The sequence below is a fragment of the Lysinibacillus sp. A1 genome (genome assembly GCF_000801965.1).
GTDB classification, from domain to species: Bacteria; Bacillota; Bacilli; order Bacillales_A; family Planococcaceae; genus Lysinibacillus; species Lysinibacillus fusiformis.
In genome coordinates, this window is sequence record NZ_JSZM01000028.1 from 1 (window position 1) to 14,127 (window position 14,127).

The 14,127-nt window shown below is 36.2% G+C and carries 13 protein-coding genes; 4 read left to right on the top strand and 9 right to left on the bottom strand.

Annotated features, from left to right (window positions below; translation table 11 throughout):
- Positions 1 to 263 precede the first annotated feature (263 nt).
- Both PI85_RS19750 and PI85_RS19755 read right to left on the bottom strand, forming a co-directional pair.
- On the bottom strand, positions 264 to 899 hold the full coding sequence (locus tag PI85_RS19750) for a cysteine peptidase family C39 domain-containing protein (RefSeq protein ID WP_235318516.1): 636 nt from the start codon (positions 897 to 899) through the stop codon (positions 264 to 266).
- Positions 900 to 1,188: 289 nt separating this feature from the next.
- Complete coding sequence (locus PI85_RS19755) at positions 1,189 to 1,707, bottom strand: NUDIX domain-containing protein (protein WP_200878363.1); 519 nt, start codon at positions 1,705 to 1,707, stop codon at positions 1,189 to 1,191.
- Positions 1,708 to 2,245: 538 nt separating this feature from the next.
- On the opposite strand from PI85_RS19755, the gene PI85_RS19760 reads away from it, so the two are divergent.
- Complete coding sequence (locus PI85_RS19760; protein ID WP_036126047.1) at positions 2,246 to 3,052, top strand: class I SAM-dependent methyltransferase; 807 nt, start codon at positions 2,246 to 2,248, stop codon at positions 3,050 to 3,052.
- Between the two features lie 211 nt (positions 3,053 to 3,263).
- Here the strand turns inward: PI85_RS19760 and PI85_RS19765 are convergent, their stop codons facing one another.
- From PI85_RS19765 to PI85_RS19780, 4 genes are all read right to left on the bottom strand, one after another.
- A complete protein-coding gene (locus PI85_RS19765) occupies positions 3,264 to 4,013 on the bottom strand; it encodes an ABC transporter permease (RefSeq protein WP_036126050.1) in 750 nt (249 codons plus the stop codon).
- A complete protein-coding gene (locus PI85_RS19770) occupies positions 4,014 to 4,775 on the bottom strand; it encodes an ABC transporter ATP-binding protein (protein WP_036126052.1) in 762 nt (253 codons plus the stop codon).
- Positions 4,776 to 4,928: 153 nt separating this feature from the next.
- Positions 4,929 to 5,270 carry a DUF1048 domain-containing protein gene (locus PI85_RS19775; RefSeq protein WP_025116274.1) on the bottom strand — a complete coding sequence of 114 codons (342 nt, stop codon included), beginning with the start codon at positions 5,268 to 5,270 and terminating at the stop codon, positions 4,929 to 4,931.
- A gap of 70 nt (positions 5,271 to 5,340) precedes the next feature.
- On the bottom strand, positions 5,341 to 5,661 hold the full coding sequence (locus tag PI85_RS19780) for a PadR family transcriptional regulator (RefSeq protein ID WP_036126055.1): 321 nt from the start codon (positions 5,659 to 5,661) through the stop codon (positions 5,341 to 5,343).
- A gap of 696 nt (positions 5,662 to 6,357) precedes the next feature.
- On the opposite strand from PI85_RS19780, the gene PI85_RS19785 reads away from it, so the two are divergent.
- Entirely contained in the window at positions 6,358 to 6,828 is a 471-nt protein-coding gene (locus PI85_RS19785; RefSeq protein ID WP_008177676.1) for a DUF2975 domain-containing protein, read from the top strand.
- Between the two features lie 598 nt (positions 6,829 to 7,426).
- Here the strand turns inward: PI85_RS19785 and PI85_RS19790 are convergent.
- On the bottom strand, positions 7,427 to 8,332 hold the full coding sequence (locus PI85_RS19790; protein WP_036126057.1) for an NAD(P)/FAD-dependent oxidoreductase: 906 nt from the start codon (positions 8,330 to 8,332) through the stop codon (positions 7,427 to 7,429).
- A 253-nt stretch (positions 8,333 to 8,585) separates the two neighbouring features.
- Between PI85_RS19790 and PI85_RS19795 the strand changes: the two genes are divergently transcribed.
- Positions 8,586 to 8,840 carry a GlsB/YeaQ/YmgE family stress response membrane protein gene (locus PI85_RS19795; protein WP_036126059.1) on the top strand — a complete coding sequence of 85 codons (255 nt, stop codon included), beginning with the start codon at positions 8,586 to 8,588 and terminating at the stop codon, positions 8,838 to 8,840.
- Between the two features lie 857 nt (positions 8,841 to 9,697).
- Positions 9,698 to 9,973 carry a YqhV family protein gene (locus tag PI85_RS19800; RefSeq protein WP_008177674.1) on the top strand — a complete coding sequence of 92 codons (276 nt, stop codon included), beginning with the start codon at positions 9,698 to 9,700 and terminating at the stop codon, positions 9,971 to 9,973.
- A 278-nt stretch (positions 9,974 to 10,251) separates the two neighbouring features.
- On the opposite strand, the gene PI85_RS19805 is transcribed toward PI85_RS19800, so the two are convergent.
- Both PI85_RS19805 and PI85_RS19810 read right to left on the bottom strand, forming a co-directional pair.
- Positions 10,252 to 12,408 carry an ATP-dependent helicase gene (locus PI85_RS19805; protein WP_036126062.1) on the bottom strand — a complete coding sequence of 719 codons (2,157 nt, stop codon included), beginning with the start codon at positions 12,406 to 12,408 and terminating at the stop codon, positions 10,252 to 10,254.
- 269 nt (positions 12,409 to 12,677) lie between these two features.
- The gene (locus tag PI85_RS19810) at positions 12,678 to 13,802 is read right to left on the bottom strand and encodes an S-layer homology domain-containing protein (protein ID WP_036126063.1); all 1,125 of its coding nucleotides are present in this window, start codon (positions 13,800 to 13,802) and stop codon (positions 12,678 to 12,680) included.
- Between the last annotated feature and the right edge of the window lie 325 nt (positions 13,803 to 14,127).

Consider the following 14,127-nt stretch of genomic DNA (forward strand, 5'->3'; position numbering starts at 1 on the left):
AATTGGGGTGCAGTTCAAATTTCAGAAAGCGCCTGATCGTAAAAGATTATTTTTCAGACCCTCAAACTTTCATTTGGGAACATATTTTTGTTTAGATTTGTAAAAAGTTATGTCATTTGACTGTATCGTATAGATTGTTGCTCCAGATTTTGACTATCTTCTTTAATTAAAGCCGCTGTTAGTTGAACAAAAATGCACCCCAAGCGCCGTTTTAACGTTGCAAATCCGCATTTTTCTGACTGGACCCTCTTTTAATGATAGCTTTATTTGGCGTCCACGGTTATGTAAGTATTGCTATATAGAGGCATATGAATTCTCTTTATATTCCAAAGTTTCTTAAATTCATTAATTGGAACTTTTCGATTATAGCTCTTGTTATCATCGTCACAATTCACTAGATGCTTTAATGATTCTGAAAGGTAAATATATTCCTTGTCATAGCCTACAACAGGGACAAAATGCAAATTATTACGATTCTTCTGTACTTTTATAAAAACAATTACGGGAGTACCTTTACTAACTTCATACTTTAATGTATTTATATTTCCTTTATAATAGTTTGTTTGAAAGCCCTTTCTTCTTAATACTTCACGAATTCCCTTTGGATATACAGTGCCTGCCCTCGTTTTACTAGGAAAATCCGTATATAACGCTTCACCCTCGGCCTCCATACCAAAATGGCGAAGTAGATACGATGTTGAAAATGCTGCACATTCCGTATTGATTTGAAAATCTATTCGGTTGTTTTGTAGAATAAGGTAGTTAGCAGGATAATTTCTTTTTCGTAAAACAGGTATGGGTAATGTCATTAAATAGGCATTAATGATAGTGGATATAATCATCCATAAAATAACTGTTCTAACTATAAATATATTAATTCCCCCATTTTTTGCGTCCATATCGAAACAATATTCTAAATCCTTCTTGCATTTACCTGCATCCTAGTTAGCTAACAACAATCTTTATGAAAACAGTCTTTCTTTAAAGTATTATGTTTACTTCTAAGTCCAGTATTTTGCGGCTCAATTCAAATGCAATATTATTAACGTGTAAATGGCTTTGACAACCTTTCAATTGCTTCCTCTATAATTTAAAAAAAGATATCTAGTTCATCTAAATCCTGTGTTAAAGTTTCTTCAATGTTTTAAAAAACTTGTAAATTACCTTTTGGTGATTGCTGGAGATTAACTACAATTGAATAGAGCCTCGTTGCTTTCGGCTATCAAATAGTAATTGAATAAGGCTTTCATAATAAGGAATAAACTCTCCGTTTTTGATCATAGTCAAAATTTCTTGCTTGCTTGCCCATTTCACATTTTGTACTTCCTCATACTGTAAAGTGAGCTTATGTAGCTGCACATTTTCTTCGATTAGATATATATCGTCAAAACCGTTCTCAAAGTTAATGGTTAAATGAGGACGTATTTGCTGAAGATCTAATTGTAAACCTATTTCTTCATACAATTCTCTTTGTGCTGCAATTTGACTTGTATCCCCAGCTATCGCGCTCCCTCCCACAGTAAGGTCCCACATATTTGGCCAACCTTCTTTGAACGGCTGCCTTTGTTGAATGAGCATTTCTCCACTTGAATTAAAAATACATACATGAATAACTAAATGCCAATCATCAGGTCGAGGTTGTTCTCCACGAACCCAAATACGTTTTGTTTTAATGCGATTTATATCATACACATCCCATAATTCCACAAAATCATCCATTTTCTAATTCCCCTCTCTTTTGCGCAATTTTAAAAATTAAGAAAAAAATGCAATTTCCATATATTTTAACATAAATAACCTACATAATTTAAAAATGACTCCACAACACAATCTGACCCTCTAATGCAAATGGTGGTTTAACAACATTTCTTTGTTTTCAGTCTCTTTCCAAACTTTCATTTAGGTACCTTATTTTGAATGATTATGTATAGGTTAAAAACCTTTAATGAACTAAAGTATTTTGAAATTAAATGTGCTACCTCAACATTTGCGCCCTTTTCCGTAATGACGACTGACAATTGTAGACAAAATGGGAAATTAGGAATTGGAATTTTTTCTTCTAACTGACAAATTCATAGTTTTAACTTATAATATCTGGAATGATAATCGAGAGGGGAAATGAATTGATGCTGACTTTAGGAGAATACATCATTAACAAGTTAAAACCATGTGAGGGTAAATGTAGCTGAGCCTCAATCCTTTACATAGCGTTCGGCAACGTTACGTTACCCAAGGAGGAGTCTACATGCAAGACCAAGTAAAATCATTTTGTCAAAAATATAATTTATATAAAGAAAATGAAATTCAACAGATACAATTACGTCATCGTTTCGCGTTAGTCAAGGCGTTTGGTATTCAAGAAGGCATGCGTGTTCTTGAAATTGGCTGTGGTCAAGGGGATACAACGGTAGTGTTGGCAGACATTGTTGGTGACACTGGGCATGTACTTGCGCTTGATATTGCAGCAAGTGATTACGGTGCACCGTTAACGCTTGCACAAGCCCATGCACAAATTCAGTCATCGCCATTAGGGAAGCGAATCTCGTTTCATTTAGAGACAGATTTTTTAACGTTTCATCTTTTAGAGGACATTGATGTGGTCGTGTTGTCCCATAGTTCTTGGTATTTCAAATCAATGGAACAGCTACTTCAATATTTTCAACGAGCGAAGCAACTAGGTGTGAAGCTATGTTTTGCAGAATGGGATATGGCGTATACGAGCTTACAGCAGCGTAGTCATTTTTGCGCTGTTTCCATTTTGGCGCTTTATTCAGCCTTTATTGAAAACGAAGGTAACATTCAGAATGTGTGGAGTAAAAGTCAAAGTTTAGCTATTGCAGAAACAGCGAATTTTCAGTTGAAAAAGTCTGTTATCGTTGAGGCGGACTATTTGCAAGATGGTGGATGGGAGCGTGATTATGCGAATGCCATCGCTGATGAATTTGAGAAAGCACCACTTTCCATTCAAGCTTTAATAAAGTCCTATATAGAAGTGATGAATGAGACACAAGATGTCGCTTCTCTTAATAGTTTTGTTCAAGTATTTGAATAGTCGAACGTAACACAATCAACAAAGGGGTATGTTTGCGTAAACATACCCCTTTGTTGTATTTATTTGTGATATATTCAATCCTACAAACTCCATAACATTTAAAATAAGAGGTGTCAGATGTCTCTACTGTGTATCCGGTATCCGTAAACCAGTAACCAATTCTTAAGCAGTGATATGAATGACGCTACTGCTTTATTCTTTTATTATCTCCCTAACTTAACTGGCGCTTAAATTGTTTAATGGCGAAAAAGTAAGCGATAACCATGATGCCGATGCACCAGGAAAGAGCAAGCCAGATATCGTTGCCAACAGACCCTTCATATAAGAGGGCACGAATAGCATTTACGATGGAGGTAACAGGCTGGTTTTCAGCAAACGCACGGACAATTTTTGGCATTGTTTCGGTGGGAACAAAGGCTGAACTGATAAACGGTAAGAAAACTAAAGGGTATGAGTAAGCTGTCGCCCCCTCCATAGTCTGTGCTGCCAAACCAGGAATAATGGCCAACCATGACAGTGCTAGCGTAAACAGCCCCAGTATCCCAGCTACCGCAAGCCAATCCAGAATTTCTGCGCTGGAACGGAAGCCCATCAAGAGCGCGATGAGGAAAACCACCACAATCGTAATGGCATTAGAAACTAGCGAGGTCAACACGTGAGCCCACAATACAGACGAGCGCTTGATAGGCATGGTCATAAAACGCGCCATCAGCCCGTTCTTTATATCCGTAAACATCCGTGCGGAGGTGTAAGCGCCTCCGGATGCGATAGCCATCAGCAAGATTCCTGGCAATAAATAATTGACATAGTTATCCGTACCTGTCTCGATGGCGCCGCCAAAGACGTAGACAAACAGAAGCATCATCATAATCGGCGTAATAGCCACTGTAATTATAGTATCCGGGCTGCGCATGATGTTACGCATTAAACGTCCTAATAATACCCATGTTTTGCTTGTCATTTATATTCCCTCCTTTTTGCCAATGATTCCGAGGAAAATTTCCTCCAGTGTCGGCTGCTTCTCAATGTACTCTACTTTCGCTGGCGGGAACATCTCTTTGAGTTCGCTTAGGGTACCGGTAGTAATGATTTTTCCGTCATGTAGGATGGCAATACGATCGGCCATTTGTTCGGCTTCCTCCAGGTACTGTGTTGTTAGGAAAATGGTCGTGCCACCACCAGCAAGCTCCTTGACAGTTTCCCAGACTTCTATCCGAGCTTCGGGGTCAAGCCCTGTTGTTGGTTCGTCTAGAAAAATGACTTCTGGCCTCCCAATTATGCTCATGGCGATGTCTAGCCTGCGCTTCATCCCACCAGAGTATTTGTCTGCCCGACGATTGGCCGCATCAGTCAGGCTGAATTTTGCTATCAGATTGTCTGCAATTTGTGAGGGATTGGGAACGCCTCGCAACTTGGCAACCATCATCAGGTTTTCTCGCCCAGTGAGCATGCCGTCTAAAGCTGCGAACTGCCCTGTCAGGCTGATGCTCTGACGGACATAATCCGGTTGACGCTGGACATCATGACCGCAAATACCTACTTTGCCACCATCAGGCTTCATAAGCGTTGAGAGGATGTTGACGATCGTCGTCTTGCCTGCTCCATTTGAGCCTAGAAGTGCGAAAATTTCGCCACGATGCACCTCAAAATCCACCCCCTTTAAGACTTCCTTTTCTTGAAAAGATTTTTTTAACCCTTTTACAGAAATCGTTTCATTAGTCATACTTTTTTCCTCCCTTATAAAAATCTCCTTACAGTTTGTATTCACTCAACTACTCTGTCTAACCGATAATCTGTATAACTTAGTACTAGGTTAAAAGTAAAACTGAATAGCGAAGGCGGTAATTAGCTATTCAGTCTGAATTATCGGTTTGATTTATTTTTTTCCTAATCGATTCAAAATGCTCTGATTCAAATCTTCACGATACTTGGCAATATAGGTTTTAGCGTTTGCTACTAGTTCATCAGCAAACGACGCCACGTCTTCACCTGTGATTTCCAGCACTTGTCTGCCTTCCGCTGCACCAGCTTCAAACAAATCGATCAATTCATACTGCATGTGCAGCATATCCATCCCATTGCCTGATGTGAAATTCCACATGTAGTTTTGAATTTTTTTAAATACAAACTGGTAGTCATCTGGAAGTTCCTCAACCCGTGCCATCATCATCTTGTACTCTTTTTTATCGCCAATCAATTTTTTGAACATTTCTATCATGTTATTTTCCTCCTTTTTTATTAAGCATAAAAAGATACTTCAAAATTATTGGACGGAATATCATATGAAACTAGATTGACTTCAGGACATTGATTTTCGAAGATATAAAATCCCATTTTTCCCAAAACAGCTTAAGTTCTTCACGTCCAGCCTCATTAAGTGAGTAAAACTTGCGGGGCGGTCCCATATCTGACGGTTTCTTTTCAATACTTACCAGATGTTTCTTTTCTAAACGCACAAGGATGGTGTATACCGTCCCTTCTACGACTTCGGTAAAACCTAACTCATTCAAGCGTCGAGTAATTTCGTATCCGTAGGTTTCATGGCGGCTAATGATTTCCAGTACGCAACCTTCCAGCGAACCCTTCAGCATTTCTGTTAAATTTTCCATATTTAGAACCCCCTCTACTATGTCTGACTTATATTCAGTATAACTTAGTACTTAGGTAAATTTTTTTTCAAAACAGCTTTTGAGTAATCAAGCTATTAAGTATTACTTATTACAACTACATAGTATCAACTAGTAGCGTCAGTGTCAACCATTTTTCTTAAATATTTTTAGAATGTATTACCGTAGCTATCGACACCATTTTTCTTGAAGCCCTTTATTTTTTTCCGACCACTACCTTTTACAGTGGGCATTCATCGAAGGAATTTTTAATCTTTCGGGATTAGCGTTACCGTTCAAAAATATAGCCAAGTTCATTAACACTTATTATCAGTAAGCTTATTTCAATAGACATTAACATGCAAATTTAAAAAATGAATTTTATTGAATCAAACAATTTGGGATTGATAAAACAAGAGCCTATATTCAAATTAATATTATGCTCATATTCCTGATTGCATTTACGCCATTTAAAAAAACCCCAAAAGTTAGATTATCCAAGAAAATGTCTAATTATAGACCTCGCATCAAGTCCGTGATTTGTCTAATGCTTGTTAAAATAAAGCAGACCGTTAGCTTAATAAAAAATAGTTAAACTGAATAACAACAACAATATAATGAAAAACAAAATAAATATATTGATAAACGATAATAAATAAACTAATATCATATTATCATTAAATCAGTGAGGTGCTTAATATGAATGTTAAACTAAGTTCAACTTTTTTCTTAAAAATCGTTGCTTTTCTTATTGGAATTGCGGTACTTGCTGTGTGTGTATATTGGTTACCTCAAACAGCTATACGAGATGCGAAAGTGCGTCCAGGAGATTACTCGATATATCCATTATTACTATGTGCCTACGGAGTATGCATTACGTTTTCTGTTGCGTTGTTTCAAGCATACAAACTATTAAGTTATATCCATCTAAACAATGCCTTTTCTGACCTATCTCTTAAATCCTTGAAGGTTATAAAAAAATGTGCTTTCACAGTTATTTTCTTCATTTTGATTCTACTAATTTACTTAAGGTTTTTTGCAATGTTCACGGGTGACGACGCAGCAGGTCCGATAGCACTTGGTCTAATAGGGATTTTAATAACAGCGATCATCGCAGCCATTATAGACGTACTTCAAAAGCCCATAAAAAATGCTCTAGAAAAGATGTAGATTTTGACTACTTTCCCTACTGAACCTTAAATGAAAAATGGGTGCCTTTTCTTTTTGAAAAGACACCACCAATTTAGACATTCCATTAAGTTAAACAGCTATGAAAGATTGAATTCGGTATTGTACCGTGTTTAATCCTTTTAATTTCTCTGCACTAAAGTTTTTCTATTTAAAATAGCCATAAATGCTACATTAGTTTATTGTTGATGAGCCAAGGATGGAAAATGAAGATATAGATTTGCGTCTAGTTGGTCCATTAGGTTGTGTTTTTTTAACAGGTAGTGTAATAGTAACTGTTTTTTTAGTTTAATGATTCAGTTCAAGTATTCAATATCTAAATCGGGGCTTTTAGTATTAAATTCTATTCTTTTTGTTTTCGAAAAGCTGTGCCATAGTTCGAAAAATTCAACAAAAAAACTTCAAACCTTCAAGCTTTTTAAACAACACGAAAAACGAATTCTAAAATCAAAATTCGTCCTTCGTAATTTTTTATACTACTAACTCTATCTAACACAATGTTTAAAGTAAATGTGAGAATACATTTCCCTGATTGAATATTAGCTAAGTTTTAGTTGAAGCGGCAGGTATTATGACGTAATCAAAAGCGGTCCATCGTTATATCAGTATTTACTGCAACCGCAGCTTTATTACCTTTTGCAGCTGAAATTATTAAAGAGGATGGTTTAGATCTTTCGGTTTCACCTGCAATATATACATTTTTTTGGGTTGTTCTACCAACACCGTCTGTAATAACTTTTCCATTCTCATGAATTTCACAGCCAAGCTTCTCAGCAAATTGATTGGGGCGATAATAAGATGGGGCAACAAATCCACCAGATCTTATAATTGTTTCCCCTGTTTCCAATTCAATTTTTTGTAAATAACCATCATTACCTATTAAGCCTTTGATCTTTTCCGAAATGATTTTAATATTGTGTTTTTGTAACTCCATTTTACCTTCTTTAGATAGTTGGGCCCCATTTGTTAAGACAACCAAATCCTTCGACCAATTATAAACTAACTTAGTCAAATGTAGTACATGCTCTTCTTTTTCTGCAATAACCACTAATGGCTTATCTCTTTGCTCCCAGCCATCACAATACGGACAACTAAATAGGCTTTTCCCATAAAACTTTCTTATACTTGGTATAGTAAATATTTCTTGAATACCTGTGGCGAGTATTATTTTTTCTGTAACAAATTCCTCATTAGTAGATGTTTTGACAGTAAATCGCTCATTTCCTATATCCTTAATAATTTCAGTTACTGTGGAAGTAAAATAGAATACGGACGGGTAATTTTCCAGCTCTTTTAACGCTATTTCTTTAAACGCTTGTGGTTTTATTCCATCTCGAGTAATAAATCCATGTGATGCTTGTGTCACTCTATTCCTATTGGTTCTATCGTCAAATAATGCAATGTTTCTTCTAGCCCTTCCTAAAGTTAAACTAGCACTTAAACCTGAAGGACCTCCACCTATAATGATACAATCAAGAACATTCATTATTTACCTCCATACTGATTTGGATTTGTTTTGAATTGTTATTTGCATAAGAAAACTCATTATTTCCTACATCATGGATTTCCATTCTTTACACTATATTCGTTTTTTTGTTTTTTAACGAAGAATTTTTGTTTTTCCACTATCACGCCCCGTTCGTTTAAATATTTTTTCTCTATATAGTTTGAAGAGGCTTAATAAAGGTTATATAACACTATAGCGAAATATTTATAATACAAGATAGGAGATGTACAGTATGAGTTTCATTTGGTTTTTAATAATTGGCGGGCTTATCGGTTGGCTAGCGGGAATAATTTTGGGAAAAGATATCCCAGGTGGCATTATTGGTAATATTATTGCAGGTATTATTGGTGCATGGATTGGTGGTATGCTTCTAGGAAGTTGGGGTCCTCAAATTTCTGATTTCTATATCTTCCCTGCTCTCATTGGTGCAATTTTACTAGTTTTCATTGTGAGCTTAATTATGAAATCATTGCGTCAAGCTGCATAAGCTAAATAGATCTATTAGTTAAACAAATCAGACACATAATCAACAATAAATGGTGCTGTATCAATACTAAAGAGCGGCCTTCCACAATCTATTCTGTGGAGGACCGCTTTTACTTTGTTCTTCTTTACTTAACCATCCACTGCTCCGTAAATTCAAGAAACAGAACGGCTTATTATTCGCTAAAAAAATATGAAAATAATGCAGGCTATTAACGAAAAAATCCCAGTCCCTAAAGCAATAGTTCCGTTAGCAATGTTATATTTACTTTTCTTTTTCAGCTTAAATATGAAAAGTAGTCCCGTGGCTGTTGTAATTAGGAAAATTATAAAAAAACCAATAGGCAAAATATACATTTAATGAATTCCTCCATTGCTAGGCTTAGTTTAATATCCATTTGTATCTAGCAAAAATTGATCTTTTTCAATTCTCATTCTAACATGATTCATTATTCTTATCAGTTTCCTGAATATATACCACTTCAAGCGTTGCTCAAATACTAAACATTTCTTAACGAGAACTAATAGTAGAATTAGATTCTAGTAAATGGACTCCCCTCACTTAAAATGAAGAATGAACAAAGAATGGTAGTGGGATAATTATGTGTGTCTATGACTTACTTAACCATTTTCTAATGCAATAATAAAATCTATTTAACCAGAAAATAGATATATCAAACTGATTCGATTTCCTAGAAAATCGCTGATTAACTCAATACTATAAAGCATTATATATCAAGAATATTTGATATGAGCCCTACATATATTGATGTTAATCTTTCTATAAAACAGAAGTCTATGTTGATTCTATCCGAATGATGGAATGTTCTCGTATAAACGAAAATTATTGATAAAGATAGGATGATGACAATTATTGATAAATCTCTTCTTGCTATGGTTATTTTACGGGTTTTGTCTGGAAGTATTGAAGTAAGTGCTGGGTTGTTAATGCTAAAGTTGAATAGTTTAGAAAAAGCATTCTATATTAATACATTGCTTGCTTTGGTTGGTCCAACAGTTTTAATCGTAACGACTGCCATTGCCTTATTTGGACTCGCTGATAAAATTCCTGTCATGAGAATCATTTGCCTATTCACAGGAATTACACTTATTCTAATTAGCTCTCATATAAAGTAAGGAAAAATATCCCACAAAAAGGATGTTATATAAATTTTAAAACATGACATTTACTTTCTATCATGATCACTAAACAAAGAACCATTCATTTCTTCACAGCAACTAGATATTCTATCCATCGATTACAAGCCCCACTTAAATCTACTCTATCGCAGACAGATAATAAGATCATCTTTTAACGGTATAACCATCAACAGTCTTTTTTCGCTTTGCATTTTACCAAATTCAATGACCGAGCGGACCCTTGTACATTAAAAAAACTCCTGAATACGCTACATTTACTCTTCCATCATTTCTAGATAGCCTTGCTGTAAACATGTATCCGTCACAAACTTCTTATTTCCAGTTGTAAATGACAATTCAATCGTGCTACTTGTAACAGCTACTATTTCCGCTTCTCCAAAAATCACATGCATTACTTTCGAGCCAACGATTAACGCTGACTCGGTTGTAATTGTCCGCTCATTATGATATTGCTTCAGTGCTTTCCTCGGGCTTTTCTGCGCTTTCTTTGGTACTTCCTGCGGTGAAATGATTTGTTTTAACTCCTTCATGAAAATCGATGGCTCCACACTTGTTTTAAAGCGCTTGCTATACGAAATTAATTCCAAATGGCGAATCGCTCGCGTGATCCCTACATAAAAGAGCCGCGTTTCTTCTTCAATTTCTTCTTCCTGCTCACTAGGTAAAATCCCTTCAATTAAGTCAATCAAATACACACAGTCAAATTCTAAGCCTTTTGAGCTGTGCAATGTTGTCAGTGTAATGGCATTCAAATCATTTTCTATGTGAGACGAGCGGGCTAAATGTTCAAGCTGCTTTAAACGACCTGCAAATTCAGTCATCGTCTGCGTATGACGCGCAATTAAACCAAGTACATCTACAATATCTAGTAAATTTTCATAATTAAAGCCGAGAGTCTCACTCATTTTCTTTAAAGTACGCTCATACCCAAAGTCATAACGGATATGCTCGAGCATGGCGGTTGGCGTTGTTTTATCAAATTGAATGCTATCATACGTTTTGCGAATTCGCTTAATATATTCAGGCTGATAATCCTTTAACTCAACATGCTCTAACAACTGAGTGAATACACAGCCTTCCTCCGGCACCCTTTGTAGTGCCTTCAATTGCGCTGGTGTAATATAAGCATTCATTTTTCTATAAATTTTTTCAAAGACAGTGATGTTTTTTGTGTTGTACGCTAGACGCATGAAGTTCATAATATCCTCCACGACCCAATGCGTAAAAAAGCGCATGGTAGAATCTTTCATATAGAAAGGCAAACCTGCTCTGTCAATCGCGTCTATAAGTGGAATGGCTGACGTATTATTTCGATATAAAATAGCCGTTGAGCCACGCTTAGACAGTTTTTTCAACTGATCCACTAAATATTTGGCCTGTAAATGGTAATTCTCTAGAATTTTAAATGAGATTGGCTCTGCTGCAGGGTTTTCCGTAAACATTTGTTTGTTATAACGTTTTTTATTACGCTGAATGAATGTATTGGCTGGCTCTACAATCGTTGCAGAAGAGCGATAGTTTTGTGTCATCAGTAAAACTTGCGCCTCCGGAAATACCTTTTGGAAATTTAACAAATAGTCTGGGTCTGCACCTCGCCAGCTATAAATGGCCTGATCCTCATCCGCGACGACGCATAAATTTTGATGCACCGCGACAAGCTTCGCAATAATCTCATGCTGGACGGGTGACGTATCCTGACTCTCATCCGTTAAATAATAATCATAGCGGCGTTGGTATTGTGCCAGCACATCTCGGTTTTTCGTGAAAATTTCATTTGCCATTAATAGCATATCATCAAAATCAATTAACAAACGGTCACTACCTGTGCGCTTATATTCCTCATAACGTTGTAAAATCTGTACTTTTCTTGGCACCTTTACGTTTGCAATATCCCATTCCTGTTCTGGCAGCATTTTATTTTTGATAAACGTTATGTACGTCAGTAGCTCGTCTAGCTGATCTTCCGTAATTTTTGTGTCATTTAATTGTTCAAAAATCTCGCGAAGCACTCTTTTTTTAGAAACGACACCCGGCTTGTCCGATTCTTCAATAATGCCGTACGAAATGCCCTGACGTTCAAGTGTCTGCCGCACCACTTGAAAAGCTAAACTATGAATCGTCGAGAAATCAACCGGTGGCAAATGCGGGAAAAACTTTGCAAAACGTGCCTTCATATCACCTGCCGATGCCTTGCTAAACGTAACGGCCTTTATGCGAGAAGGCTTCACACCAAGCTCCTCAATCATATATCCAATACGCATAATAATCGTCGTCGTTTTTCCTGAACCAGGCGATGCCAATAGTAGCAACGGACCATTCGTTTGCAGCACTGCCTGCGCCTGTACATCATTTAGACGAACGCCAAGTGAACGTTCCTTTTCCTCAAAAAACGCTTTTTGCGCTCCATTCATATCCATCGCTCCATTCAAAAATCTATACTATATTATAACCTAATGAATTCAATGATGAGGATTCTACAGAGGAATGCCCTACAATTAGCGCCAAAATTGGATCTTAATCCACAATAAAAACCGAAATCAGAAATTCCGGTTCGTCTTTTTTATATGTAAATTGACATTATTTCTACCCCATAATTTTGAAGTAAACTTTTAAAGATAAACTTATTTAGTTTAAGAAAAAAAGCGGATTTGAGATAATAAATCCCTTCCGCTTTTTGTTCTTAGTTGATCTCAGTTTCTAATGCTTCTTTCCAATCTTGGTCAGAGTCATCTTCATCAAGAACAACGTTATAAATTTTCCATTTACCATCATCATTTTTCTTAAGATAAGCAGTACCTGATAAGTCAATGTTCATGTTAAAAGACATATCTGGAGCTGTCATAGATACTTTATATACTAGGTTATCAATGCGAACTTCAGCAAAATGATTCGTTACAGAAATTGCATTGATCACATGTTCACCTATCTGTTCCATTGTGAATTTAGAATCTGGATCTTCTTCAATCATACCTGCCATATCCATACTATCAAGTGAATAAGCCAGTTGGTAACCCATTGTCGTTTCACGATAAAGGGCTTTTAATGCTTCTACGTCTTGTTGTTCAGTAAACTTCATCTCATCTTTAATGTAACGATCCACTGTTTGAATGCTTGCAGCTGGATCTTCATCTGTTCCTGGCACTAAATGTAAGGCACGGTCAATCATCACGATAGCTTCAGCTCGAGTTGCATCATTGTAAGGTTTAAAGACATTTCCATATCCTTTGATAATTCCTAAAGCTGCCGTTTTCATAACCGCTTCATAGGCAAAATTACCCTTTGGTACATCTGGGAATACTTTTCCTGTTGCTGAAAAATCAAGCGTTGACTCAAATGCACGGTAAATCATGACTGCCATTTCGTTACGTGTAATCTTATCATTCGGTCGGAAAGTGCCGTCAGGTTTACCATTGATTATGCCTTGGCTGCTAGCAACCTTCACATACTCGTAATACCATTTCGCTGGTTTTACATCAGGGAACGATTTAACTGTTTCACCTGCATGTAAATTCATTGAATTCACTAAAATTTTCGTGAATTCAGCACGAGTAATCGAATTTTTTGGTTTTATAGAGACGTATGTATAATCATATTTCTCCCCATCTTCCTCAAACGATTCTGTTTCCACATATCCGTCTATAATATCTGCATATAGGAAACGTTCCAATTCTTCGTATGCCCAATGATCGTAATCAACATCATCCAAAAAATATAAATCGATGGGTTTTTCTGCTGCTGCTGCTGGTGAAACACAAATAAATCCAAAAAATACAAGGGAAGATAAAAAAACATAAAGTGCTTTCATTGGTGGTTCCTCTACTTTCTTCTATTAAATTTTTACCAATAGACGTAGTTTACATGACTGTTACAAATATTAATAGAGTGTAAAATATGGAAATGAATAATATTTTTTAGAAAAATACTTCATATAAGATTAGTCGCAGTGCATATAAAAGTCTGGCAGAGGTTTAATTAGCTACTGTTTTGATTATAGGCTAGGAGCATTCTGAATCGAAAAAGAAATTATTTTAGGAAAGCTTTTCCAGAGGAGAAGTTGATTGAATATAAGGTGGAGGAATCATTAATATCATAAAAACGCTTTCCTTATTTTGAACTGCACCCCAATTGTT

Coding starts and splice junctions, on each gene's coding strand:
- PI85_RS19750 (WP_235318516.1), bottom strand. CDS start 899: ATGGACGCAAAAAATGGGGGAATTAATATATTTATAGTTAGAACAGTT.
- PI85_RS19760 (WP_036126047.1), top strand. CDS start 2,246: ATGCAAGACCAAGTAAAATCATTTTGTCAAAAATATAATTTATATAAA.
- PI85_RS19765 (WP_036126050.1), bottom strand. CDS start 4,013: ATGACAAGCAAAACATGGGTATTATTAGGACGTTTAATGCGTAACATC.
- PI85_RS19770 (WP_036126052.1), bottom strand. CDS start 4,775: ATGACTAATGAAACGATTTCTGTAAAAGGGTTAAAAAAATCTTTTCAA.
- PI85_RS19775 (WP_025116274.1), bottom strand. CDS start 5,270: ATGATAGAAATGTTCAAAAAATTGATTGGCGATAAAAAAGAGTACAAG.
- PI85_RS19780 (WP_036126055.1), bottom strand. CDS start 5,661: ATGGAAAATTTAACAGAAATGCTGAAGGGTTCGCTGGAAGGTTGCGTA.
- PI85_RS19785 (WP_008177676.1), top strand. CDS start 6,358: ATGAATGTTAAACTAAGTTCAACTTTTTTCTTAAAAATCGTTGCTTTT.
- PI85_RS19790 (WP_036126057.1), bottom strand. CDS start 8,332: ATGAATGTTCTTGATTGTATCATTATAGGTGGAGGTCCTTCAGGTTTA.
- PI85_RS19795 (WP_036126059.1), top strand. CDS start 8,586: ATGAGTTTCATTTGGTTTTTAATAATTGGCGGGCTTATCGGTTGGCTA.
- PI85_RS19800 (WP_008177674.1), top strand. CDS start 9,698: ATGATGACAATTATTGATAAATCTCTTCTTGCTATGGTTATTTTACGG.
- PI85_RS19805 (WP_036126062.1), bottom strand. CDS start 12,408: ATGAATGGAGCGCAAAAAGCGTTTTTTGAGGAAAAGGAACGTTCACTT.
- PI85_RS19810 (WP_036126063.1), bottom strand. CDS start 13,802: ATGAAAGCACTTTATGTTTTTTTATCTTCCCTTGTATTTTTTGGATTT.